At 68.0% G+C, this 25,142-nt stretch carries 21 protein-coding genes; 5 read left to right on the plus strand and 16 right to left on the minus strand.

Annotation, left to right across the window (positions count from 1 at the left end; genetic code table 11):
• Positions 1-219: 219 nt before the first annotated feature.
• From bamA to HGB51_RS13510, 8 genes are all read right to left on the minus strand, one after another.
• A complete protein-coding gene (gene bamA / locus HGB51_RS13475) occupies positions 220-2,586 on the minus strand; it encodes an outer membrane protein assembly factor BamA (protein WP_070207539.1) in 2,367 nt (788 codons plus the stop codon).
• Between the two features lie 73 nt (positions 2,587-2,659).
• The gene (gene rseP, locus HGB51_RS13480) at positions 2,660-4,018 is read right to left on the minus strand and encodes an RIP metalloprotease RseP (protein WP_070207538.1); all 1,359 of its coding nucleotides are present in this window, start codon (positions 4,016-4,018) and stop codon (positions 2,660-2,662) included.
• 34 nt (positions 4,019-4,052) lie between these two features.
• Positions 4,053-5,243, minus strand: coding sequence for a 1-deoxy-D-xylulose-5-phosphate reductoisomerase (dxr, locus tag HGB51_RS13485; RefSeq protein ID WP_070207537.1), 1,191 nt, complete (start codon positions 5,241-5,243; stop codon positions 4,053-4,055).
• Position 5,244: 1 nt separating this feature from the next.
• The gene (locus HGB51_RS13490) at positions 5,245-6,069 is read right to left on the minus strand and encodes a phosphatidate cytidylyltransferase (RefSeq protein WP_070207536.1); all 825 of its coding nucleotides are present in this window, start codon (positions 6,067-6,069) and stop codon (positions 5,245-5,247) included.
• Positions 6,066-6,836, minus strand: a complete 771-nt coding sequence (gene uppS, locus HGB51_RS13495; RefSeq protein WP_070207535.1) for a polyprenyl diphosphate synthase — start codon at positions 6,834-6,836, stop codon at positions 6,066-6,068. Before uppS ends, HGB51_RS13490 begins: the two co-directional genes overlap by 4 nt.
• A gap of 5 nt (positions 6,837-6,841) precedes the next feature.
• A complete protein-coding gene (gene frr, locus HGB51_RS13500) occupies positions 6,842-7,399 on the minus strand; it encodes a ribosome recycling factor (protein ID WP_070207534.1) in 558 nt (185 codons plus the stop codon).
• Between the two features lie 47 nt (positions 7,400-7,446).
• A complete protein-coding gene (gene pyrH / locus HGB51_RS13505) occupies positions 7,447-8,175 on the minus strand; it encodes a UMP kinase (protein WP_070207533.1) in 729 nt (242 codons plus the stop codon).
• A gap of 124 nt (positions 8,176-8,299) precedes the next feature.
• A complete protein-coding gene (locus HGB51_RS13510) occupies positions 8,300-9,799 on the minus strand; it encodes a GGDEF domain-containing protein (protein WP_070207532.1) in 1,500 nt (499 codons plus the stop codon).
• 170 nt (positions 9,800-9,969) lie between these two features.
• Between HGB51_RS13510 and HGB51_RS13515 the strand changes: the two genes are divergently transcribed.
• Entirely contained in the window at positions 9,970-10,665 is a 696-nt protein-coding gene (locus HGB51_RS13515) for an AIM24 family protein (protein WP_070207531.1), read from the plus strand.
• A gap of 82 nt (positions 10,666-10,747) precedes the next feature.
• On the opposite strand, the gene tsf is transcribed toward HGB51_RS13515, so the two are convergent.
• The 8 genes from tsf to HGB51_RS13555 form a co-directional block, all read right to left on the minus strand.
• The gene (gene tsf, locus HGB51_RS13520; protein WP_070207530.1) at positions 10,748-11,629 is read right to left on the minus strand and encodes a translation elongation factor Ts; all 882 of its coding nucleotides are present in this window, start codon (positions 11,627-11,629) and stop codon (positions 10,748-10,750) included.
• Between the two features lie 125 nt (positions 11,630-11,754).
• A complete protein-coding gene (gene rpsB, locus HGB51_RS13525; RefSeq protein ID WP_070207529.1) occupies positions 11,755-12,561 on the minus strand; it encodes a 30S ribosomal protein S2 in 807 nt (268 codons plus the stop codon).
• Between the two features lie 212 nt (positions 12,562-12,773).
• Positions 12,774-13,505, minus strand: coding sequence for a fimbrial biogenesis chaperone (locus tag HGB51_RS13530; protein ID WP_070207528.1), 732 nt, complete (start codon positions 13,503-13,505; stop codon positions 12,774-12,776).
• Positions 13,484-13,789, minus strand: a complete 306-nt coding sequence (locus tag HGB51_RS13535) for a hypothetical protein (protein WP_141739105.1) — start codon at positions 13,787-13,789, stop codon at positions 13,484-13,486. Before HGB51_RS13535 ends, HGB51_RS13530 begins: the two co-directional genes overlap by 22 nt.
• A 38-nt stretch (positions 13,790-13,827) precedes the next feature.
• Positions 13,828-14,868 (minus strand): Csu type fimbrial protein, encoded by a 1,041-nt coding sequence (locus tag HGB51_RS13540; protein WP_070207526.1) that lies wholly within the window; start codon positions 14,866-14,868, stop codon positions 13,828-13,830.
• Positions 14,865-17,246 carry a fimbria/pilus outer membrane usher protein gene (locus tag HGB51_RS13545; RefSeq protein WP_070207525.1) on the minus strand — a complete coding sequence of 794 codons (2,382 nt, stop codon included), beginning with the start codon at positions 17,244-17,246 and terminating at the stop codon, positions 14,865-14,867. The genes HGB51_RS13540 and HGB51_RS13545 overlap by 4 nt, the downstream gene beginning before the upstream one ends.
• Before the next feature lie 7 nt (positions 17,247-17,253).
• Positions 17,254-18,009, minus strand: coding sequence for a fimbrial biogenesis chaperone (locus HGB51_RS13550; RefSeq protein ID WP_084738909.1), 756 nt, complete (start codon positions 18,007-18,009; stop codon positions 17,254-17,256).
• An 8-nt stretch (positions 18,010-18,017) separates the two neighbouring features.
• Positions 18,018-18,551 carry a Csu type fimbrial protein gene (locus HGB51_RS13555; RefSeq protein WP_070207524.1) on the minus strand — a complete coding sequence of 178 codons (534 nt, stop codon included), beginning with the start codon at positions 18,549-18,551 and terminating at the stop codon, positions 18,018-18,020.
• A 235-nt stretch (positions 18,552-18,786) separates the two neighbouring features.
• Between HGB51_RS13555 and map the strand changes: the two genes are divergently transcribed.
• The 4 genes from map to HGB51_RS13575 all read left to right on the plus strand — a co-directional run bounded on the left by map (position 18,787) and on the right by HGB51_RS13575 (position 25,068).
• Positions 18,787-19,560 carry a type I methionyl aminopeptidase gene (gene map, locus HGB51_RS13560; protein WP_084738912.1) on the plus strand — a complete coding sequence of 258 codons (774 nt, stop codon included), beginning with the start codon at positions 18,787-18,789 and terminating at the stop codon, positions 19,558-19,560.
• 2 nt (positions 19,561-19,562) lie between these two features.
• Positions 19,563-22,202 carry a [protein-PII] uridylyltransferase gene (locus HGB51_RS13565; protein WP_070207522.1) on the plus strand — a complete coding sequence of 880 codons (2,640 nt, stop codon included), beginning with the start codon at positions 19,563-19,565 and terminating at the stop codon, positions 22,200-22,202.
• On the plus strand, positions 22,202-23,242 hold the full coding sequence (gene dapD, locus HGB51_RS13570) for a 2,3,4,5-tetrahydropyridine-2,6-dicarboxylate N-succinyltransferase (RefSeq protein WP_070207521.1): 1,041 nt from the start codon (positions 22,202-22,204) through the stop codon (positions 23,240-23,242). Before HGB51_RS13565 ends, dapD begins: the two co-directional genes overlap by 1 nt.
• A gap of 212 nt (positions 23,243-23,454) precedes the next feature.
• Positions 23,455-25,068 (plus strand): hypothetical protein, encoded by a 1,614-nt coding sequence (locus tag HGB51_RS13575; RefSeq protein ID WP_141739104.1) that lies wholly within the window; start codon positions 23,455-23,457, stop codon positions 25,066-25,068.
• The last annotated feature ends 74 nt before the right edge of the window (positions 25,069-25,142 follow it).

Raw genomic sequence — 25,142 nt, forward strand, 5'->3', positions numbered from 1 at the left:
TCCCTGGTCATGGGCCGGCGGGCGGGGGGTACGGGACACGCCTTAAATCTCCCGTTAGGCTCGGGCGGCACATCCATGTGCCTTCACGGTCCCGTACCCCCCGCCCGCCGGCCCATCCATGGTGTGCTGGGGGCCAAGGGAAACGCCGACCGGGCGCTGCCCGACTCAAACAAAAACGCCGGGCTATGCCCGGCGTTTCTGCTGTCTGCGGTGGCTGGTTTAGAACTGGCCGCCGAAGGTGAACTGGAGGCGTTCGATCTCGTCGCCGTCTTCCTTCTTGATCGGGAAGGCGTAGCTGATCGAGATCGGGCCGACCGGGGCGCGCCACAGGAGGGCGACACCGGCCGAGGCTCGCAGTTCGTTGGCCTTGAAGTTGTCCACGCCGTTGTACACGTTGCCGACGTCGAAGAACGCCGAGACGCGGGCCGAGGGGCTGTCGAACAGGCGCGGGAAGTAGGCTTCGACCGAACCGACGGTCTTCAGCGAACCACCGAGCGGCTGGCCACGGTTGTAGGACAGGGTCGGTTCCGAACGCGGGCCGAGGGTGTTGTCCTCGAAGCCGCGCACCGAGTTGGTACCACCGGCGTAGAAGTTCTCGAAGAACGGCAGGCCCGAGGCGGTGACCGTGCGGGTGGTGCCGTCCGGGTTGGTGATGACGCGGGTGACGTCATTGCCGTAGGCGTCGCCATAGCCGAGTTCGGCGCGGGTGTTGATGACCAGCGACGGGATGATCGGCCAGTACTTGGAGACCTGGTAGTTCAGCTTGTAGTACTCGACCGTGGAGCCGGGCAGGGTGGTTTCCAGGCCGACGCGCTGGTACATGCCGCGGGTCGGCATGAAGTAGTCGTTGCGGGTGTCGCGCGCCCAGCCCAGCTCGGTGCGCCAGGAGTGGAAGGTGCGCTGGCCGATGGCATCGATGTAATCGATGATCGACTGCGGCGTGGAGCCCTGGTAGGTGGTGATCTGGTTGCTGTCGATGCCCACCATCAGCGAGACGGTGTCGTTCTCGGTGATCGGCACGCCGAACACGACCTGCGCGGCACCGTTGGTGCTGTTGTACTGCGCGGTGTTGAAGTCGGAGTAGTCCAGTTCGCGCCAGGACAGGTTGTAGCCCAGCGAGACGCCGTCGTCGGTGAAGTACGGGTTGGTGTAGGAGAAGCCGTAACGCTGCAGGTAGCTGCTGCGCGAGGCTTCGACCGACACGCGGTTGCCGCCGCCCAGGAAGTTGTTCTGGGAGAGCTGCACAGAGGTGGTCATGCCGTACGACTGGGAATAGCCCAGGCCGAACACGAAGCTGCCCGAGGTGGTTTCCTTGACGTTGTAGACCACGTCGACCTGGTCGTTGCTGCCGGTGACCGGCGGCGTTTCGACGTCGACCGACTCGAAGTAACCCAGGCGCTGCAGGCGGATCTTGGAGCGGTCGATCGCGGCCTGCGAGTACCAGGTGTTTTCGAACTGGCGCATTTCACGACGCAGCACTTCGTCGGAGGTGCGGGTGTTGCCCTTGAACACGATGCGACGCACGCCCACGCGCGGGCCCGGCACGACCTGCATGTTGATCGCGACGGTACGTTCGGCGCGGTTGCTGGTCGGGATCGGGTTCACCTTGGCGAACGCGTAGCCGATGTTGGACAGCGAGTTGGTGATGGCGTCCGAGCTGAACTCCAGCAGGGCGCGCGAGAACGTATCGCCGGACTTCTGGATCAGCATGCGCTCCACGTCTTCCTGCGGAAGGATGGTGTCGCCGGTGACCTTGATCTCGGAAATCTTGTACTGCTCACCCTCGGTCACGCCGGCGGTGATGAACATGTCGCGCTTGTCGGGGCTGATCGAGACCTGGGTGGAGTCGATGCTGAAGTCCACGTAGCCGCGGTCCAGGTACCAGGAGTTGAGCTTCTCCAGGTCGCCGGACAGTTTTTCCTTCGAATACTGGTCATCGCGGCGGTACCACGAGGCCCAGTTGTGCTCCTTGGACTCCCAGGTCTTCAGGATGTCTTCGGATTCGAACTTCTCGGTGCCGACCAGGTTCACGTGCTGGATCTTGGCGGCCTTGCCTTCCTTGATCGCGATGGTGATGTCCACGCGGTTGCGGTCCAGCGGGCTCACCGTCGGGGTGATCTCGACGTTGTATTTGCCACGGTCGTTGTACTGGCGGCGAAGTTCCTGGGTCACACGGTCCAGGCTGAGGCGGTCGAAGGTGCCGCCCTCGCTCAGGCCGATGTCGCTCAGGCCCTTCAACAGCTGGTCGCTCTTGATGTCCTTGTTGCCGGTGACGGTCAGCTTGTTGATCGCCGGGCGTTCCTTGACCGTGACCACCAGGATGTCGCCCTGGCGCTGCAGCTGCACGTCTTCGAAGAAGCCGGTCTTGTACAGGGCACGGATGGACTCGCCGACCTTGTTGTCGGTCAGGGTTTCGCCACGTTCCACCGGCAGGTAGGTGAACACGGTACCGGAGGTGATGCGCTGCAGGCCGTCGACACGGATGTCGCTGACGGTGAAGGGCTCGGCTGCCTGGGCCAGAGCAGGCGCGCCGAAGACGGCAGCAAGTGCAAGGGCAAGCAGGCGGCGATTGGGGAGTCGCGTCATGTCACGTCCGGTTGGAGTCGAATACGTTGTTTCGGGATGCCGGCGCATAAGACGACGACAAAAGGGTAAAAGTTCATCGCGGGACCAGACCAAGGATGTCGTTGTAGAACGCCAGTCCCATCAGTCCGGCCAGCATGGCAAGGCCGATGTATTGGCCGGTCGCCATGGCACGCTCGCTGAGCGGGCTGCCCTTGACCAACTCGATAAGGTAATACAGCAGGTGCCCGCCGTCCAAGATGGGGATGGGCAACAGATTTATGATGCACAGGCTGAGCGAGAGCACGGCGAGGAACCAGAGGAACCAATCGAGCCCGCGCTGGGCGGTCTGGTTGGCCACGCGGGCGATGGTGACCGGGCCGGAAACGTTCTGCAGCGAGGCATTGCCGGTCACGATGCGGCGCATCATGCCCAGCGAATCGGTGGCCGCGCGCGCGGTTTCGCGCAGCGCGGCGGGGATCGCGGCCAACGGGCCGTACTGCAGGGTGGTGTCGTAGGCCGGTGCGCTGGACTGCGGGAACCCGACCCCGACCTGCCAGGTGGGCTGGCCACGGCCGTCCTTGCCCTGGCGCGGGGTGATCTCCAGCGCCAGACGCTCGCCGCCGCGCTGCACCTCGACCATGCCGGGCCCGCCGCGCTTGCCCAGCGCCTGGATCGCAGGGGAGACCTGGTCGGCCGCGTCGATGCGCTCGCCGTCCACGGCCACGATCAGGTCGCCGGGCAGCAGCACGCCCTGCGCGGCCGAATCGGGGACGACCTGCTCGACCATGGCCGGCTGCAGGTGGAACTGCCAGGTAAGCCCGGCCAGCGAGGACACCCAGCGTTCGTCGAACCCGGCCGGCAGCTGCGACAGCGGCAGGGTGCGGGTACGCACCTGGTCCTGCGCATCGCGCACTTCCACCTGGGCGTCGTGGCGGTCCATGGCGGCGGTGGTCAGGGCCATCGCGGCCTGGCTGGCGGTGACCACGCTGCGCGCGTCCACGCTCAGCACGCGGTCGCCGGCCTGCAGGCCCGCGGCCTGGGCCATGCCGGTGGTGCGGCCGATGGTGGCCGAGTAGTCCTGCTTGCCCAGCACGAACATGGCCCAGAGCAGGGCCACGCACAGGATCAGGTTGGCCAGCGGGCCGGCGGCGACGATGGCGATGCGCTGCCACACGGTCTTGTGGTTGAAGGCCAGGCCGCGTTCGGCCGGGTGCACCTCGACCTCGCGCTCGTCCAGCATCTTCACGTAGCCACCGAGCGGAATGGCGGCGATGGCGAACTCGGTGCCGTTGCGGTTGCGGCGCATCCACAGCGGACGGCCGAAGCCGACCGAGAAGCGCAGCACCTTCACCCCGCAGCGGCGCGCGACCCAGTAATGACCGAATTCATGGAAGGTCACCAGCACGCCAAGGCTGACGATCATCCACCAGACGGAGCCGATGAATTCACCCATGGTGGAGGTCGCTGGAAAGGAGCGGGAAGGGCATTCAGGCGTGGTCGATGGCGGCTTGGGTGATCTGGCGGGCGCGCTGGTCGGCGGCGAGCAGGCCCTCCAGTGTATCGGCGGACGCTGCCGGCAGTGTTGAAAGTGCGTTAGCGACCAGCGCTGGAATGGCTAGGAAAGCGATCCGCCCCTGAAGAAACGCTGAAACGGCGATTTCATTGGCGGCATTGAGGATGGCCGGGGCGGTGCCGCCGGCGGCCATGGCCTGCCAGGCCAGCGCCAGGCACGGGAAGGCCTCGGTGTCGGGCGCTTCGAAATCCAGCCGGCCCTGGGCCAGCAGGTCCAGCCCGCCCACGCCCGATTCGATGCGCTGCGGCCAGCCCAGGCCCACGGCCAGGGTGGTGCGCATGTCCGGCAGGCCCATCTGGGCCAGGGTCGAGCCATCGACGAATTCGACCAGCGAATGCACCAGGCTCTGCGGGTGGACCAGCACCTCGATGCGCTCGCCGGGGATGTTGAACAGGTGGTGGGCCTCGATGACCTCCAGCCCTTTGTTCATCAACGTCGCCGAATCCACCGAGATCTTCGGGCCCATCGACCACTTCGGGTGGGCCACGGCCTGGGCGGGGGTGACCCCGGCCAGCTCGGCCCGGCCACGCCCACGGAACGGACCGCCGGAAGCGGTGAGCAGGATCCGGCGGACCCCGGCCTGGTCCAGGCTGGCGTCGCGCGAGCGCAGGCACTGGAAGATGGCGCTGTGCTCGCTGTCGATCGGAATGATTTCGGCGCCGGCGGCGCTGGCGCGGCGGGTCAGCAGCTCGCCGGCCAGGACCAGCGATTCCTTGTTGGCCAGCAGGATGCGCTTGCCGGCGTCGGCGGCGGCCAGGGTCGAGGACAACCCGGCGGCGCCGACGATGGCGGCCACCAGGGTGTCGCAGGCGTCACTGGCGGCGAGCTGGTCGAGCGCGGCAGCGCCGGCATGCGCCTGGGTGTCCAGGCCGGCCGCGCGCAGGCCGTCGCGGAGCTCGCCGTAGCAGGCTTCGTCGGCGATCACCGCATGCAGCGGGCGGTGCGCCACGCACAGCGCCAGCAGCGCCTGCACCTGGCTGCCGGCGGCGAGCACGGTGGCGCGGTAGCGGTCCGGGTGGCGCGCGATGACGTCCAGCGCGGACGCGCCGATCGAGCCGGTGGCACCGAACACGGCAACCCGGCGGGGGGCAGATGCGCTGTGCATGTCAGAACCCGAAGATTTCCTTGCCCAGCGCGAACACCGGCAGCGCGGCCAGCACGCCGTCGATGCGGTCCAGCACGCCGCCATGGCCCGGGATGATGTGGCCCGAGTCCTTGGCGCCGGCATGGCGCTTGATCAGGCTTTCGTACAGGTCGCCCAGCACCGAGGCGAACACGCTGACCACGGCGGTGATGACCAGGCCGACCACATGGTCCGGGCTGATGCCGGCGATCCAGCCGAACAGCAGCGCCACGGCGAGACCGGCCAGCATGCCGCCGGCCAGGCCTTCCCAGGTCTTGTTCGGGCTGATCCGCGGGGCCAGCTTGGTCCGGCCCAGGCTGCGCCCGGCGAAGTAGGCGCCCGAATCGGCCGCCCAGACGACTGCGAGCGCGGTCAGCAGCCACAGGTGGCCGTTGTCGCCGCTGGCGTGGATGAGCACCAGCGAGGCCCAGGCCGGCACGATCGCCAGGCTGCCGGCGAGCAGCTTGAGCGCGCGCGCCGGGCTGCCCGGTTCGGCGCCGAAGGTGAAGAAGCGCAGCCACAGCAGGGCCAGCAGCCACCAGCCGATACCGACCAGGGTGGCGATCTGGTACAGCACCATCGAGCCGGCGTCGGCCCACACGATGAGCACCATCAGCACCAGGTTCAGCACCAGCAGCACGGTGCGCGCCAGGGTGTCTTCCACATCGGCCAGCTTCAGCCATTCCCACAGGCCGATCAGGAACACGGCGGCGGCGGCGGCGGCCAGCCACTGGGTGGGCAGCAGCAGGATGGCCGCGATGGCGAGCGGCGCCATGATCAGCGCGGCGATGACTCGGGTCTTGGTCATGGGGTCGAGGTCTCGGTGGCCAGGGCGGCGATCTGGGCACTGGTCAGGCCGAAGCGGCGTTCACGCACAGCGTAGGCGTCCAGCGCCTGCTGCAGGATGGCGGCGTCGAACTCGGGCCACAGCACCTCGGTGAACCACAGTTCGGTATAGGCCAGCTGCCACAGCAGGAAGTTGCTGACGCGGGTGTCGCCGCCGGTGCGAATGAACAGGTCCGGCGCCGGCAGGTCGGCCAGGGCGACGCGGCTGCCGAGCAGCGCTTCGTCGATCTGGTCGGGCAGCAGGCGACCGGCCGCGACCTCGGCGGCCAGTTCGCGTGCGGCGCGGGCGATGTCCTGGCGGCCGCCATAGCTGGCGGCGATGCTCAGGGTGAGGGTGGTGTTGCCGGCGGTACGCTGCTCGGCGAGCTGCATGCGGCTGACCAGCCCGGGCCCGAAGCGCTCGCGTTCGCCGATGAAGCGCACGCGCACGCCGCGGCGGTGGAGTTCATCCACCTCGCGGTCCAGGGCATTGAGGAACAGCTTCATCAGCGCGTCGACTTCGTCGCTCGGCCGGCCCCAGTTTTCGCTGGAGAAGGCGAACAGCGTGAGCGCGGCGATGCCGCGCTCCAGGCAGAAGTCGATGGTGCGGTTGACCGCGCGCGCGCCGGCACGATGGCCGATCACGCGCGGACGGCGCCGCTTCTGCGCCCAGCGGCCGTTGCCATCCATGATGATGGCAACGTGGCGGGGCACGGCGGAGGACGCTGGATGGGTCGGGGCCTGGGACATGGGGCTCAGACCTGCATCAGTTCCTTTTCCTTGTCGGCCACGACACTGTCGACGTCCTTGATGGCCTTGTCGGTCAGCTTCTGGATGTCGTCTTCGCCGCGCTTCTTGTCGTCTTCGCTGATCGCCTTGTCCTTGATCAGCGCAGCGATCGCCTTGTTGGCGTCCTGGCGGATGTTGCGCACGGCGATCTTGGCGCCTTCGCCTTCCTTCTGCACCTGCTTGCCCAGCTCGCGGCGACGTTCTTCGGTCGGCGGCGGCAGGTTGAGGCGGATCACGGTGCCGGAGACGTTCGGGGTCAGGCCCAGGTCGGAGGCGTAGATGGCCTTCTCGACGTCCTTGATCATGCCCTTGTCGAACACGGTGATGACCAGCGAGATGCCTTCGGACACGGAGATCGAGGCGACCTGGTTCAACGGCACTTCGCTGCCGTAGGCACGGACCGAAACGCGGTCCAGCAGCGACGGCGAAGCGCGCCCGGTGCGGATGGAGGTGAGGGAGTGCTTCAGAGCATCGATGCTCTTTGCCATGCGCGTCTGCGCGTCCTGCTTGATATCGTTGAGCATCGCCCGAATCCTGGATGTCACTGGGAATCGGGCGATTATATCCCCTCTCAGGCGTTGTCGCGGCCCCGGACCAGGGTGCCGATGTTATCGCCGTGCAGGATCTTCAGCAGTTCGCCCGGCTGGCCCATGTCGAACACGCGCAGCGGCAGGTCGCTGTCGCGGGCCAGGGCGAAGGCGGCGGTGTCCATCACTTCCAGCCCACGGCGGATCACTTCGTCGTAGCTCAGGCTGTCGAAACGGACCGCATCGCTGTACTTGTTGGGGTCCTTGTCGTACACGCCGTCGACCTTGGTGGCCTTCAGCAGCAGGTCCGCGCCGATCTCGATGGCGCGCAGCGCGGCACCGGAGTCGGTGGTGAAGAACGGGCTGCCGACGCCGGCGGCGAAGATCACCAGGCGGCCCTTTTCCAGGTGGCGGATGGCGCGGCGGCGGATGTAGTCCTCGCACACGTCGTTGATCTTGATCGCGCTCATCACCCGGGCCTTGGCGCCCAGCTTCTCCAGCGCGTCCTGCATGGCCAGCGCGTTGATCACCGTGGCCAGCATGCCCATCTGGTCGCCGGTGACCCGGTCCATGCCACCGGCCGCCAGGCCGGCGCCGCGGAAGATGTTGCCGCCGCCGATGACCAGCGCCACTTCGGCACCGGCCTGCTGGGCTTCGATCACTTCACGCGCCAGGCGATTGATCACCTTGGGGTCGATGCCATAGTCCTCGTCTCCCATCAGCGCCTCCCCGGAAACTTTCAGCAGGATGCGGCGATAGGTGAGATTGGACATGGTGGCCTCTGGATGCGTGGAAAACGCGGGAATTCTACTGGAAGCGGCGACGCTCGGCGTGGAATTTTTGTTGCGCTGCGGCGGAGGCCCGCCACAGCGCCCGGAGCCCGGTCGCTGACCCCCTTCAGGCCGGCGTGGGGCTGGGCGAACGCGCGATCACGCGGTTGCGCCCCAGGTTCTTGGAACGGTAAAGCACGTCGTCGGCGGCCTTCAACAGGTCCTGAACATCGGCAAAACGCTCATAGCCGCCCTGGGTGGCTACGCCCGCGGAGAAGGTGACGAACAGCGGGCCGCTGGCCACCTCGGCCATCGGCGTGTTGACGATGCTGGCCAGCACCCGGCGCACCACTTCCAGCGCCACCGGCTCGGTGGTGTTGGGCAGCAGCGCGATGAACTCCTCGCCGCCGAAGCGGGCCACGGTGTCGCTGTTGCGCAGGTGTTCCTGCAGCTTGCCGGCGAAGGCCCGCAGCACCTGGTCGCCGAGCAGGTGGCCGTGCGCGTCGTTGATCTTCTTGAAATCGTCCAGGTCGATGAACGCCACCGACAGCGGCCAGCCATGCCGGGTGGCGCGCAGGAACTCCTGCTCCAGCACCGCCTCCAGCTGGCGGCGGTTGAGCACGCCGGTGAGCGCGTCGCGGTGGGCCTGCTCGGCCAGCCGGTTGGCGCGCGCCTCGAACTCGTCGGCGCGCTGCCGGGCCAGGGCGGCGTCCTGCATTTCACGCAGGTTGCGCAGGGTCGCCAGCTCTTGGGCATGGTCGATCAGCTGCTGCACCCGGGACGGTGAAATCAGGGTGGTTTCAAACAGCGCGCTGATCTCCGGCAGGGCTTCGCCGATCCGGGCCAGCACCTGGTCGAACTGCGCGCTGTCCAGCTGCAGGGCCTCGTTGACCTGCTGAAGGGCCTTTTCGCGCGCGGCGTCGGCGTCAGCGCTGAGCCAGATGTCCGCGACCGCCCCGGACAGGGCCACGCAGGTCTGGAAGGTGTCCTCGGGGGTGGCTGGCGCCTCGCTGTGCGCGATCGCCTCGACCAGGTAGCGCGGCAGGTCCCACTGTTCGGCCATCCATGCGCCGACCTCGGCGTGGTTGCAGTCCAGCTGTTCCCGCTCCAGCGCCAGCAGCTCGTCGTTGTCGCGGGCCTCGCGCAGCAGCGGCAGGTAGCGGTCCGGCTCGCTCTGGGCCAGCACCAGCACCCCGATGTCCTGCAGCAGGCCGGCCAGCATCAGCTCCTCGGCCTTGCGCAGGCCGCGCGCCTGGCCCAGCAGGCTGGCCGCCAGCGCGCTCAGGATGCTGCGCCGCCAGGCCCGTGCACGCACGTCCTGGCCCTGGCCGGTGGCGGCCAGGTTCTGGGTGACGGTGAAGCCCAGCGCCAGGCTGATGGTCGCGTTCAGGCCCAGCATGGTCAGCGCCTGGCCCAGGTTCTCGATCCGGCGACGGCTGGCATACAGCGGCGAATTGGCGATGCGCAACATGCGCGCGCTGAGCGCCATGTCGATGGCGATCACGTCCGCGGCCGTGGTGATGTCCGTTTCCGGATCCTGCGCCAGTTCGATGATGCGCAGCGCGATACCGGGCGGCGAGGGCAGATTGCGGCAGAGCGCCAGGACGGCTGTCAGCTCGGGAGGCATGATGGGAATACTGAAGTGATGTGGCAAGAATACATGGAGTGCGTCACAGTTTTGAGTGCCGGCTCTTGCGCAGGACAATGACCTCTTAGGTACCACATTCGCCACCGAATGGGCGAGTGCCACCCGCTGCGCAGTACCATTCGCCTTCCCGAAAACACGGATATGGCCACATGGCAGTGAGAACCCTCAGCGAATTCCTTTCCAGCACGCGCGAAAAAAACCTCAGCGCCGACGCCTTCGAACTGGAAAGCCCGCACCTGCTCGAAGTCCGCGTCAACGGCCTGGTCTGGGCCAAGGCCGGCTCCATGGTCGCGCGCAAGGGCGCGGTCAAGTTCACCCGCCAGGGCATCCTTGAACAGGGCCTGGGCACCCTGCTCAAGAAAATGGTCAGTGGTGAAGGCCTGCAGCTGATGAAGATCGAAGGGCAGGGCCGCGCCTATCTGGCGGACGCCGGCAAGCAGGTCACCCTGCTGCGCCTGGCCGGCGAGTCGATCTTCGTCAACGGCAACGACGTGCTCGCCTTCGAGACCGGGATCGAGTCGAAGATCACCATGATGCGCCGCGTCGCCGGCATGCTCTCCGGCGGCCTGTTCAACATGCGTCTGAGCGGCCACGGCATCGTCGCCATCACCTCCCACTACGAACCGTTGACCCTGCCGGTAAGTGCCCAGGGCGGTCCGGTATTCACCGATCCGAACGCAACGGTGGCGTGGTCCGGCACCCTGACCCCGGAAATCGTCACCGACATGTCGCTCGGCACGCTCGTAGGCCGAGGCTCGGGCGAAACCCTGCAATTGAAATTCGCAGGGGAGGGCTGGGTAGTAGTGCAGCCGTATGAGGAAGTCACGTTCCAATCAAAGCCGTAGAGCCGGGCTCTGCCCGGCTGGCGTGCAGGCAAAAAAAAGCCCGGCGCGAGCCGGGCTTTTTCGTTATCGCGGTGAGGCGATATCAGGCCAGGCCGGCCTGCTTCATCACTTCGGCGGCGTAGTCTTCCACCACCTTCTCGATGCCTTCGCCCACGATCAGCAGCTTGAAGCCGACCACGTCGGCCTTGGCCGCAGTGACGACCTGCTCGACGGTCTTGTCGCCGTCCAGAACATAGCTCTGGCCGTAGAGGGTCACGTCGCTGACGATCTTGTTCAGCTTGCCGCTGATGATCTTTTCCAGGATGTCGGCCGGCTTCGACTTGTCCTTCTCGGACATCTTCGCCAGTTCGATTTCCTTTTCCTTTTCCACGAACTCGGCCGGCACGTCGCCTGCCTTGTTGTGCGGCGGCTTCATCGCAGCAACGTGCATCGCCAGGCCGCGGGCCAGTTCCGGCGTACCGCCGGTCAGGTCCACCAGCACGCCGACCTTGCCGTTGGTGTGCACGTACGCACCGATGTTGCCGGTGGTGTCGACCTGCACCATGCGACGGATCTGGATGTTTTCACCCAGGGTCTGCACGGCGATGGCGCGGGCTTCTTCAACGGTCTGGCCGGTCGGCAGCGCGGCGGCCTTCAGGCCTTCCACGTCAGCAGCGCCCGATTCCAGCGCGGCAGCAGCCACGTCGTCCACGAACTTGCGGAAGTTCACGTCGTTGGCAACGAAGTCGGTTTCCGAGTTGACTTCAACCAGCACGGCCTTGCCGTCCTTCTGGGCCAGGCCCAGGCGGCCTTCAGCGGCCACGCGGTCAGCCTTCTTGTCGGCCTTGGCAGCGCCGGACTTGCGCATCGCCTCGGCAGCGGCGTTGATGTCGCCGTTGGCTTCGGTAAGAGCGCGCTTGCACTCCATCATGCCGGCGCCAGTGCGCTCGCGCAGTTCCTTGACCAGGGAAGCAGTGATTTCCACGGGAATTCCTCACGAAAGAAAGGGGTTGGGCCGGCATGGTGGCCGGCCCGTGTGACAGAACCCTGTCACCGCGCCATCGGCAGCGGACAGGAGCGGTGGGCGCCGAGCGCCCACCGTGGCCTGGATCAGGCCTGGGCTTCGCCCTTGTCGGCAGCAGCCTTCTTGGCCGGAGCGCGGCGGGCCGGCTTGGCTTCTTCACCGGCAGCGGCGTCGGCGAAGTCTTCTTCACGGACGGTCGCAGCGTGCGGCGCGGCAGCCTTGCCTTCCAGCACGGCGTCGGCAGCAGCGCGGGCGTACAGCTGCACCGCACGGATGGCGTCGTCGTTGCCCGGGATCGCGTAATCGACCAGTTCCGGGTTGTAGTTGGTGTCGACCACCGCGATCACCGGAATGCCGAGCTTCTTGGCTTCCTTGATGGCGATGTCTTCGTGGCCGATGTCGATCACGAAGATCGCGTCGGGCAGGCGGTTCATGTCCTTGATGCCGCCCAGCGAAGCTTCCAGCTTGTCGCGCTCACGACGCAGGCCCAGCACTTCGTGCTTGACCAGCTTTTCGAAGGTGCCGTCGGTTTCGCCGGCTTCCAGTTCCTTCAGGCGGGCAACCGACTGCTTCACGGTGCGGAAGTTGGTCAGCGTGCCGCCCAGCCAACGCTGGTTCATGAACGGCATGCCGCAACGCTCGGCTTCTTCGCGGATCGACTCGCGTGCGCTGCGCTTGGTGCCCAGGAACAGGATGGTGCCGCGCTTCTGCGCGATGCTGGAAATGAAGTTCATCGCGTCATTGAAGAGCGGAACGGTCTTTTCCAGGTTGATGATGTGGATCTTGCCGCGGGCGCCGAAGATGTACTGGCCCATCTTGGGGTTCCAGTAACGGGTCTGGTGGCCGAAGTGGACGCCGGCTTCCAGCATCTGACGCATGGTGACTTGGGGCATTGCAATACTCCTGATAGGGAACCGGCCGCCACGGGAAATGATGGGCGGTCCGCCGCAAGGCGGGAGGTTCCGGGGTTTGGCTTCCCTGTCGCTTCCGTGTCCGAACTCCTCGCGGAGCACCCCGGCACGGATATGGGCGGCAGGTGTGGATTCACCGGTGACGTCCGGTGTTGACGGGTCCTGGCGCACGGGGCGCCGAGGAATCCGGTCGATTATAGCCCGGCCGGCGTCCCCGTTGCAATTGAAGGGGCCAGGGCATCCAGCAGCTGTGCGGCCTGGTCGCCGATGCGCGCGCTGAAACGCCCGTCCCGGTAGGCCTCGGCCGTCCCGGGCAGGACCCAGCGCCGGGTCTGCCCGGCCAGCACGTAGCCGGCCAGCCCGGGCAGGATCGGCCGGGTCTGGCCGTTGGCCGCGACCCAGGCCAGGTCGGCGAGCCGGGCGTGCCGGGCGCCGCCATTGTAAAGCTCGAGCACCGCCGGTTCGCCCGCGTCCAGCAGCCGCACCGCCAGCGCCGGTGCCGGGGAGGCCGCGGCACCGGCCACGAACACCGGCAGCGATACCTGCACCGGCGGGCTCTCCGCCCCGGCGCGCAGCACCAGACGGTAGCCCTGTTCGGCCACCGGCGCAGGCCCCAGCCGGACCACCCGCAGCCGCTGGCGCGCGTGCGCCGGCACCTGCAGCGCGGCCGGACTGACCGCCAGCGCGGCGGTCGGCTGCAGCCGTTCCTCGTGCGTAGCCTGGTCCCAGGCATACAGCCGCGCCTGGCCGGTCCACGGCTGCGCGCTGTCGTTGTACAGCCACAGCTCCGCGTCGGGCTGGCCCGGGCCCAGTTCGACCCGCAGTGGTGATACTTCCAGTGCCTGCGCGGTGCCGCCCAGCAGCAGCGCGGCCAGCACCACGCCGAGCCGGGTACGGCCCGGGCTCAGAAGGTGATGGTCTGCCATGCGCGAGGCTGCTGCCCGCCCTCCGGTGGCGGCGTCAGTGCCTGGACCTGCGGCGGCGGTGGCGCCGCGGCGTCGCTGCGCTGGTGCGCCGTGGTGCAACCGCTGGCCGTTTCCCTGGCCGGCAGGCGGCAGGCGTCGACCACCCGCAGCTGCATGCGCAGCCCGGTGGCGCCCGTCGCCGGCGTGCCTGCGGGCGGCGGCCCTGCCTGCGCGGCGGCCGACAGCGCCAGCGCGGCGAGCACGGACAGACGGAGGGCGGAAGCACGGTGGCAACGGAAAGTCATGCCAGCCTTATCGGCCGCGCCGCGCCGCACTTGATCCCTCAGTAGGTGATGGTCACCTTGATCTGGTCGCTGTAGCTGCCCGCCGCCACCGCGCCGCTGCTCGGCGGCGCACGGCCGTACACGGTCAGGGTCTGGGCCGCGCCGGTCCCGGTACCGGAGACCAGGTCGACGTTGGCGGTGCTGCCCCAGCGCTGGGTCCGGGTGCTTTCCCGGTACAGCTCGTACGGAATGAACCAGGCCGGATTGGTGTCGTGGCGCATCCGCCTGACCGTGCCGTTGGCGTACAGGCCGTTGTCCAGCGCGATCGTGTAGGCGGTGCGGTTGATGCAGGTCAGCCCGATCGTCGAAGTGCGGTCGATGTTGCTGGCAATCGCGCCTGCATTGCTGCCGAAGTCCATGTCGGTGGTGACGTAGGCGCTGCACTGGGGCAGCACGTTGGCGGTGACCGTGAACGGAAAGCCGCCAGTGGCCACCTTGTTGCCGGTCACCCCGGCCACGGTGGTGCAGGCCGGTGGCGCGGGCGCGGTGCCCAGCAGGACCTCGTTGAAGGCGTACTGCAGGCGGACATCGCCGCCACTGAAGGCACTGCTGTAGGCGCCGGCCGACAGGGTCTGCCCGGCCGGAATGCGGCCGTAGATGGTCACCGACACCGCGCCGCTGCCGCCGGTGAGCAGCGGCACGTTGTAGTTCAGGTCCACCACCTGCGGTCCGGGTGTGGTGCCCGGGGTCAGGCCCCAGATCGTGCTGTAGGCCGAACTGGTGAACAGCTGGTAGCTCATCGGGTCGCCACTGGCATTGGCCATCCGCCGCAGCGGCGAAATGGCGGTGCCGGTGGTGCCCACGCCGATCCCCAGGCAGGCGCGCACCGAGGCCGTCGCCAGCAGGCTCAGGGCCGTGGTGCTGCAGGTGATGGTGAAGGTGGTGGTGGTGAACACCGGGGCTGCGGCCGCGTTGGCGACATTGCCGAACGCAGCGGTGACCGGCGTGGTCGTGGTGCAGGTGGTATCGGCGCGCGCCGCGCCGCCGGCCAGCAGTCCGACCAGGCCCAGCAGCAGCGCCAGCAGCAGGCGGGGGCTCATGGCGAGCGTACCGGCTGGCAGCGCAACGGGCCCAGCCGCAGCGGCGCACTGCCTGCGGCTGCCGTCAGTGGCACTTCCACCGCGCACGGACCGTCCTCGGTATCCACCTTGAGCGGTCCCGTGCCCGGCAGGTCCTCCAGGTAGACCTCGCCGTCGTAGCCGACCGGTGCAGTGCGCTGGTCGGGCAGGCGCACCTGGCTGCCGGCCGCCAGCGGCAGGTCCTGTGCGTCGTGCAGCACCAGGGTGATGGCACGGGTGCGCCGCAGGCCGAAGTCCACGCCCAGGCCGGCGCTCTGGCGCGGCGTGACCTGGGTATCCACGCGGTCGGCACGCAGGTCGGCGGGCAGGTCCAGGGTGTCGATCGAGATCCGGTTGCGCTGCCAGGACAGCAGCGGCGTCACCAGCAGCAGGCCGTTCTCGTCGGTAACCCCGATCGGCCGGTTTTCCAGCCGCACAGGCACCCCACCGAAGCCGTCGGTGGAGACCACCGCGAAGGCGTCCGGCACCTCACGCGCGGCGAACACGTGGCCGCTCATCCAGACCAGGCTGCCGCTGGCATTGGCGTAGGCAAAGCTGGAATCGCCCTGGCGGGCCGCGCCCAGCGAGTAACGGCCGACCCGGTTCAACCAGCCCACCTCGGCCAGTCCGCCGGTGCCGTCGTCGCCGTGCCGCGCCTGCGCGCGCCAGCCGAAGCCGCCTTCGCTGCCATCACCCGGTACCGGCTTGGACACGTCCACGGTGTACAGCATGCGGTCGCCGTTGCGCTGCGCGGCCACGCTGCTCTGGCGGTTCTGGCCCAGGCTGGCGGTGATCGAGACATACACGCTGCGGTCGGCGCGTTCGTCCAGGTTCTGGTTGAACGACACATAGGCCGACCAACGTTCGGAAAACGTGCGGTTCCAGAACACGCTGGCGTAGCGGCGGTCCTCGTCGTCGGGGTAGGACAGGCGCAGGTAGCTCGCGCTCAATGCGCCGCCCCGGCCGAGGCTGGCACCGGCGGTGACCTGGTCGGTGACATCCGGCGGCAGCGCGCCCTGCAGGCTGCCCAGGTCCTGGAACTGCCCGTGGGTGCGCAGCGTGGATGCGTTGAAGTTGAAGATCCGGTTGTTCCAACTGTAGCCCAGCGCCCACTGGCCGCCGTCGCGCCCGTCGCGGCGGCTGCGCGCGTAGGACGCATTGAGCACGCCGGCCATTCCCAGCTGCCACCAGCCACCGGCACCGGCACTGGCCACGCCACCACCGCCTTCGGCATGCAGTTCGGCGGTGAAGCGGTTGCTCACCCCGCGCCGCCAGGTGGCGCTGCCCACCGTCGCGTCGTCATAGGCGAAGGAGCGGATGCCATAGTCGCGGCGCATCCGGCCCACCCCCGCCGACCAGTCCGAGAGTCCTTCGGCCAGCAGCTGCTGGGTGCCGTAGAACGAGAAATCCAGGGTCTGCATGCGCCCGTAGGCGTCGGTGATGACCACCTGGGCGTTGCCGGTGCCGCTGATGCCCGGTTGCGCGCCGAGCTGGAACGGACCCACCGGCACCTCGCCGTTGTACTGGCGCAGGCCGTCGACGTAGAGCTCCACCGTGGAGGGCACCACCGCTTCACCGAGGAAGCTGGGGGTTGGGGTCAGCACGCGGTACGGCTGCAGGCCGTAGTTGCGCCCGATCTGGATGCCGCCCATGCGCACCGGTCGGCTCCAGTCGACGAAGCCACTGAAGAAGTCGCCCACGGTCAGGGTCAGTGCGCTGTCGGGGAAGTCCAGCTGCCAGGCGCTGTCCAGCCGCACGCTTTCGCCGCGCCAGTCGCGCTCGCTGTCCTGGAAGGTGCGCAGCAGCTGGGTGCTGCGCAGGACGCCCCGGCCCAGCCCGAACACGCGCCATTCGGTGGTCAGCGCCAGGTTGCCGGCGTCTTCGTTCTGGCTGGCATACAGGTCGTAGTTGACCAGTGCGCCGGGCGATGCGCTGGCGGTGGGCGTGGTCGGCAGGGCCTGGCCGAGTTCGGTGGTGGGCAGCGACAGCTGCTCCAGCGGGACTTCCAGCGCCAGCGTCTGCAGGCCCGCGTCATAGCGCACCACCACGCCGCTGATCTGCGCCAGCGGCACCGGCGCGTCGCCGCGTGCACCGAAGCCCAGCTGGCGCAGTACCGCCGGGTCCGCGCGCAACTGGCCGCCCAGTTCGGTGAACGGCAGCAGACCGCGCGGACTGCCGTTGAGGGTCACCTCCAGGTACAGCGTCTGCGGCGCGGTCAGCGGGGTCGGGGCGGGCAGCATCACGTCATCGGCGGCGAACGCACCGATCTCCGCGCCGCTTTCCACCGGCGCGTCGGCGGCACGGGCCGCGCCGGCCAGCATTCCAGACGAGACCGCGCCGGCAGCCAGGGCGACGCGCATGCAGGCCTCAGCGAGCCGGTGGCATCGGAGACAGTGGCGTGGCTTGCGAAGCGCCATTGATCTTTGCCGAAAGGGTCGCGCCGGACAGGCGGCCGGCGGCGATGTCCAGCGGCCAGCGCATGGTCTGCCCGCCGAGGACGTAGCCGACCAGGCCGGGCTGGAAGATCTGCGGCCGATCCGGCGTGCCGACCGCCAGGTCGGCCAGCTGGGCATAGCCGGTGCCACGGTTGTGCACTTCCAGCACCGGCTTGCCGTCGGGCGGGGTCACCACCGTGGCCTGCAGGTCCGGCGTGGTGGCCGCGCCGTCCTCCGGCTGCACGAACACCGGCAACGAGTAGCGCAGCACGAACTGCATGCCCTGGCGGGTCGGGTCGAGCTTGGGTACTTCATCCACGATCACCCGATAGGACAGCTGCGCGGCCGGCACCTGCGGCACCGCGCGCACCACCCGGATCAGCTGCTGCTGGCCGGCTGCCAGTGCCTGCATCGGCGGGCTCACCACCAGGTCGGTGGTCGGCTCCAGTTCGTCGCGCCCATTCCGTTGGGTCCAGCGGAACACCCGCGCCTGCACGTCGACCGGCGCGGTGCCGCTGTTGCTGATCCACAGCGCTTCGGCGTTCTGACGGGCACCGAGCTGGAGTGAGGTCGGCGCGACCTGCAGGCTGGCCGCGTGCGCATGCGGCAGCGCAAGCGCTGCCACCAGGGCGCCGGCGCACAGCTTCGCCGTGGAGCGCTTCGCGCCCCCCCGTATGAGCTGGTACATGGCGACCCTCAGTAGGTGATGGTCGCGGTGACCGTGTCCTGGTAATTACCCGTCGCAGCGTTGTTCACGCTGGGATTGGCGACCTGGCCGTAGACCGGGTAGGCCTGGGCCAGGCCGGTGCCGACCCCGGCGACGGTGTTGGTGCCCGCAGTCGCGCCCCAGACCGTGGTCCGGGTGGCGTTGGAATACAGCTGGTAGCCCACGAAGTTGTTGGTGGTCACCGTGGTATCGGTATTGCGCATGCGCCGGGTGGTGACGTCATTGGCGGTACCGGCGTTCGAGCCGGCGTTGAGCGCGATGGTGTACGGGGTCAGTGCCGAACACTGCGCCGTAACCGAGCCCTGTGCGTTGATCGGCGTGGTCGCGGTGGACAGCGCCGAGCCGAAATCGACATCGGTGGCCGCCGCCGCCGTGATCGTGCACGCCTTGGTGATGATCAGGCGCACATTGAAGGTGGTGGTGTCGGCGGCGAGGGCAGGCGAGGCCAGGGTGACAAGGCCAAGGCCGAACAGCAGGGGACGCGGGGCGCGAAGGAATCGCATGGTCTTCTCCTTGGACGGGGGTCCTGGATGAACGGTTCGATGCCGGCGTACTGCAGGGGGAGGGCGCCAGGGGCGGCGCTGGGGTCGTTATAAAAGCAGCGCTGTAGGCGAGATGTGACGGAAATTGGCCAGTTTTCACACTTTTTACGTTCTGGTCCCGTCGACCCGAACCTGCGCTGTCAGCGTTCCAGCGGCTTCCGTTCAGAATGGCCCCGGATCGGCGATAATGGCCGCCATGAGCGTGAATCTGAAAACCCCCGAGGAAATCGAACTGATGCGCGTCGCCGGCCGACTGGCCAGCGAAGTGCTCGACATCGTCACCCCGTACGTCAAGCCGGGCGTGACGACCGAAGAGCTCGACCGCATCTGCCACGACCACATCATCAACGTGCAGAAGGCCACGCCGGCCAATGTCGGCTACCGGGGCTTCCCGAAGACGGTGTGCACGTCGGTCAACAACGTCATCTGCCACGGCATCCCGAGCGAAGGGAAGGTCCTGAAGGACGGCGACATCGTCAATATCGACGTCACCGTGATCAAGGACGGCTGGCACGGCGACACCAGCCGCATGTACTTCGTCGGCACCCCGTCGACGATGGCCAAGCGCCTGGTCGACACCACCTACCAGGCGATGTGGGCCGGCATCCGCGCGGTCAAGCCGGGCGCGACCCTGGGCGACATCGGCCATGCGATCCAGTCGCTGGCCGAAGGCGAGCGCTTCAGCGTGGTGCGTGAGTACTGCGGCCACGGCATCGGCAAGGTCTATCACGACGAGCCGCAGGTGGTGCATTACGGGCGTCCGGGCCAGGGCCTGGTGCTGCAGCCGGGCATGACCTTCACGATCGAACCGATGATCAACGAGGGCACCCGCTACAACAAGGTGCTGCCGGATGGCTGGACCGTGGTCACCAAGGACCGGAAGCTGTCGGCGCAGTGGGAGCACATGATCGCGGTCACCGAGACCGGCGTGGACGTGCTGACCCTCTCGCCCGGCGAATCGCAGGTCTGAGCATGCTGCCGGCGAGCCCGACCCTGGACGCGCCGGCCGACGCCGTCGCCGACCCCGAGTGGGCGGCGGAGGCCCGCCAGACCCTGCAGCAGGCGGACGCGCGCCTGTACCGCCGCTTCGACCAGGGCGACAACATCGAGCGCCTGCTGGCGCTGCGTGCGCGTGCGGCCGACCACCTGATCCGCCTGGCGTGGCAGCGCTGCATTCCGGCCGACGCCGGGCTGGCGCTGTTCGCGGTGGGCGGCTATGGCCGCGGCGAACTGTTCCCGCGCTCGGACATCGACCTGCTGGTATTCGGCCCGACGCAGGCGCAGCGCACCCATGAAACGGCCCTGGCGCGCCTGTTCGCGCTGCTCTGGGACTGCGGCCTGCCGGTCAGCCACGCGGTGCGTTCGGCGCACGAATGCGTGCAGGCCAGTGCCGACCAGACCGTGCTCACCGCGCTGATCGAATCGCGCCCGCTGGTGGCCGACGACGCCGCCCGCCAGGCGCTGAAGCAGGCGGTCAACAGCGACGGCCTGTGGCCGCCGCGCGAGTTCTTCCTGGCCAAGCGCGACGAGCTGCTGGCGCGCCACCAGCGCTTCGGCGACACCGCCGACAACCTGGAGCCGGACATCAAGGACGGCCCCGGCGGCCTGCGCGACCTCAACACCCTGGGCTGGATGGCGCTGCGCGCGTTCGGCGTGCGCGAACTGGAAGCACTGGTCGGCCTGGGCCACCTGGGCGCGGACGAAGCGGTGGCCCTGCGCCGCGAGCGCTGCGCGCTGGCGCAGCTGCGCTTCGGACTGCACCTGGTCGCCAACCGCCCGGAAGAGCGCCTGCGCTTCGACTACCAGAAGACCCTGGCCGCGCGGCTGGGCTTCGTCGACGACGTGGAAAGCCTGGCGGTCGAAAAAATGATGCAGGGCTTCTACCGCAGCGCCACCGTAGTGCGGCGGATCAGCGACCGGCTGCTGCAGCGGTTCGAGGAGCAGTTCGACGGCGAAGCCGTGCCCGAGCCGGTCAGCGTGGGCTTCTCGCTGCGCCGTGGCTACCTGGCCGCGAATGATCCGCGGTGGCCGCAGGGCGACATCGAACAGGTGTTCGCGCTGTTTTCCAGCTGGGCATATAACCCCGACGTGCGCGGCCTGCATTCGCTGACCGCGCGCGCGCTGGCCGAATCGCTGGGCGAGCTGCCGGCGTACACCGACGCCAGCCCTGCCGCACGCGAACAGTTCATGGCCCTGCTGCGCAGCCCGCGCGCGGTCGACACGCTGGCGCGCATGGCGCGGCTGGGCGTGCTGGGGCAGTGGATTCCCGCGTTCGCGCAGGTGTCCGGGCGCATGCAGTTCGACCTGTTCCATGTGTACACCGTGGACCAGCACACGCTGATGGTCCTGCGCAACATGGGCCTGTTCGCGACCAGCCGCGCCGACGAGCGTTTCTCGATCGCGCATGAAGTCTGGCCGCGCCTGCGCAAACCGGAACTGTTGCTGCTGGCCGGGCTGTTCCATGACATTGCCAAGGGCCGGGGCGGCGACCATTCCGAACTGGGCGCGGTCGACGCGCGCGCGTTCTGCCAGGCGCACGGACTGGGCAGCTCGGACACCGAACTGGTGGCCTGGCTGGTCGAGCAGCACCTGCGCATGTCGGTCACCGCGCAGAAGCAGGACATCTCCGACCCGGACGTGATCCACCGATTCGCCACCCTGGTAGGCAGCCGCGACCGGCTCGATTACCTGTACCTGCTGACCTGCGCCGACATCGCCGGGACCAGCCCCAAGCTGTGGAATACCTGGAAGGACCGGCTGCTGGCCGACCTGTACTTCGCCGCGCGCCGTGCGCTGCGCGACGGACTGGAAAACCAGATGCCGGCCGCCGAACGCGTGCTCGAGGCGCGCGAAACGGTGCGCGCGCTGGTGCGCGAACGCGGCTATGACGACGCCACCATCGACCGCCAGTTCACCGTGATGCCGGACGAGAGCTTCATCCGCCTGCGCCCGGAGCAGCTGGCCTGGCAGGCGGCGGCGCTGGTACCGGTCAAGCAGGGCCAGACCCTGGTCAAGGTCCGCCGGATCAACGCCGACGACGATGCGCTGGAAGTGTTCGTGCATTCGCCGGACCGCGACGGCCTGTTCGCCGCGATCGTGATGACCCTGGACCGCAAGGGCTACGGCATCCATCGCGCGCGCGTGCTGGACGGCCCGGTCGACACCATTTTCGATACCTTCGAAGTCACCCCGGCCGACAGCTTCGCCGACGGCGACGCGCCGCGCCTGGAAGCGGCCCTGCGCGACGCGCTGGCCGGCGACCTGGCCCAGCTGCGCCCCTCGCGCCGGGTGGTGCCGCGCCAGCTGCGCCACTTCCGCTTCGCCCCGCGCATCGAATTCCGCGATGCCAACGACAACGACACCGGCGGCACCCGTTTCAGCCTGGTCGCGCCCGACCGCCCCGGGCTGCTGGCCGATGTCGCCTTCGTGCTGCGCAACCAGGGCCTGCGCGTGCACGACGCGCGCATCGCCACGTTCGGCGAGCGCGCCGAAGACATGTTCGTGATCAGCGATGAACACGACCGCCCCCTTACCGAAACCGCCAGGCAGCAGCTGCGCGACGCGATGCTGGCCTGCCTGGACCCTGATCGAAAAGCCGGAGACCCCCACTGATGGCCACCAAGCCTGCCAAGAAGACTGCCGCGAAGACTGCGGCGGCCCCGAAGACTGCTGCGAAGAAGACCGCGCCGGTCGCGAAGAAGGCCGCCGTGGCAAAGAAGGCACCGGCGAAGAAGACGGCCGCCAGCAGCGCTGCGGAAACTGCGGCCAAGCGCGCCGAGACCATCGCCCGCAAGTCGCTGCGCAAGCCGGCCACGCCGGGCGTGGAAGAGCTCAAGTTCGGCATCGAAAGCGCGTTCGAGCGCCGTGCCACGCTGACCCTGCATGAGATCGAAGGCTCGACCAAGCCGCTGGTCGGGCGCGTCATCGATGGCCTGGAAACCGGCGAATTCCGCGTGGCCGAACCCGACGGCCATGGCGGCTGGAAGGTCAACGAGTGGCTGAAGAAGGCGGTGCTGCTGTACTTCCGCGTTAACGACATGGCGGTGGTGGATGCGCGTCCGGCGCCGTTCTGGGACAAGGTCGAGTCGCGCTTCGCCGGCTTCGACGAGGCGAAGTTCCGCCGTGCCGGCGTGCGCGTAGTGCCCGGTGCGATCGCGCGCCGTGGCAGCTACTTCGGCAAGGACGTGGTGCTGATGCCGAGCTTCACCAACATCGGCGCCTACGTGGGCGAAGGCACCATGGTCGACACCTGGGCCACGGTGGGTTCGTGCGCGCAGATCGGCAAGCATTGCCACCTGTCCGGCGGTGCCGGCATCGGCGGCGTGCTCGAACCGCTGCAGGCCAGCCCGACCATCATCGAAGACCATTGCTTCATCGGCGCCCGTTCGGAAGTGGTGGAAGGCTTCGTGGTCGGCCACCACAGCGTGATCGGCATGGGCGTGTTCCTGGGCCAGAGTACCCGCGTGTACAACCGCGCCACCGGCGAGATCAGCTACGGTTCGGTGCCGCCGTACAGCGTGGTGGTGTCCGGCCAGCTGCCGTCCAAGGACGGCTCGCACTCGCTGTACTGTGCGGTGATCGTCAAGCAGGTCGACGCCAAGACCCGCAGCAAGACCAGCGTCAACGAACTGCTGCGCGGCCTGGCCGACTGATCCAGTGACGCAATCGGGGCATCGCAACGATGCCCCGTGACGCTTCTGCCACGCGCAACGCGTTGGCTTCGCAAACCGCGTCACAGCTTGAACCGTCCATCGTCCCGGCACCGCCGGGGCGTGGCTATGCTGCCGTTTTCCTGGCAGAAGGGCCTCGCATGGAAAACGTCGGCAACGCCGTCCCGGTCATCTCCTATCTTCCAGTTCCGTCCGTGATTCCTGCCGCAACCACGGCGCACGGCGTGGCGACGCCCGACAGGGTGTACAACGCGCAGGGATTCCAAGGCATGCCGCCGGTGCCCATGGGCGAGCATTGCGTACGCCTGAGCGACGCCGACCATATCGTCTCGGCACTGTACAAAAAAATCGTCAAGACCGGCCTGCTGGTCAATGAAAACGCCGACCTGTCCGGCATCGGTGCGGACCTGGGCACGCTGAGCGCCGTACTTGCGGCCAGTGTCTTTCCAAGCGACAGCGACGATCCGCAGCGGGTGTCCAACATCTATCTGGGAAAAGCACTCAAAATCCTGTGCCAGCTGGTACGCAGGAGCGGCACGCTACCCTTCGACAGCCGGCAGCTGCAGCGTGCAGGAAACCGTGCCATCGCAGCGATCCGCGCGCGCCAGGACTTCACCCTGGAAAACCTCAGCGTGATCATGTTCCACCTCGGCGAGCTGATCAATCACCGGCCATTGCAGGAAAGCTGCAGCCACACCATTACCAGGCACCTGCAGCCGATCTTCGAGGCCAAGCTGGCCCAGTTGCCGGCGCACGCGGTGACCGGCACCTGCCTCGCGTTCGGCCTGGTCAGCACGCTGCGCGCCTCTGAGCATCAGATGGTGCGCCCGGTGGACGGCGTGCTGCCGCGACCGGCGGCAGACAGCCTGCTGCTGCGGGTGCCGGAGCTGCTCCAGAAGCAGCCCAACCAGTTGCTCAGCTGGGAAAGCCGCACGCTGGCGCTGGTCGCCCGCTACGGTGTGCAGTACCTGCGCCGACTCGGACCGCTAGGTGCCAGTCGGCGTTGCAAAGTGGGGGTGGACATACTGGAGCTCAATGCAGCGTACGCGCTCAAGCCGATCATCGAAGAAGCACGCGTGCCCTCGCGCGGCGTGTGGGACCAGCGCAACTGCGAATTCCACGGGTTCGGTGAGGAGCGCAACCTGCGCGAGGACCTGGCCTACAGCTCGAAGTACTACTGCGAATGGCTAGGCAAACAGAAGGAACGGGTACAGGCCCGCCTGGCGCTGCAGGAAGCGGTACGTGGGCCGTTGCCCGACAACCCGCACGACGGGCGCAGATTTTCCGAGGTAGTGCGTGCCGGCATTGCGGTCGCGCCGGCTGCAACGACCCCTGCCGCGAGCGCAGCTGCGACGCAGGCGGCCTACCTGGGGCGGCCGCTGTCGGCCGAGGCCGAGCCATGGGGCCCGCCTACCGAGCTGGTTGCCTTCACCCAGGCGGCGAACGAGTTGATCGTGCTGGGTGGCGCCGCCGACCGTAGGGATCGACAGGAGGCCATCAGCGCGACCAATTCCCTGATCGTGGCGGTCCTGTCGGGGCGGATCACGCTGGATGGCGCCTCGCGCGTGCAACTGTTGCTGGACATGGACAGCGTGTGCCTGCAGCTGCATCTGGCCGATCCGATCTACGCGCCGCAGTATGGGTTGCAGCTGTCGGGCATGCGCAGTTTCATGGTCGCGCAGCTGAACCAGCTGGTCGACCGCAACGGGCGACCCCTGGTGGGAGGGAAGCTGGGGTTCGAAATCTGCCTGGCGAGCTGGCAGCGCACGCTGCTGGGCAAGCTCAATGACCATAATGCAGCGACCTGATCAGGCATGCGCCGAAGCAGCTGCCAGCCGGGGCTATACTCGGGCGCACTGCGCGTCCGCTGCCCTCACCATGA

Source organism: Stenotrophomonas bentonitica (assembly GCF_013185915.1).
Taxonomy (GTDB): Bacteria; Pseudomonadota; Gammaproteobacteria; order Xanthomonadales; family Xanthomonadaceae; genus Stenotrophomonas; species Stenotrophomonas bentonitica.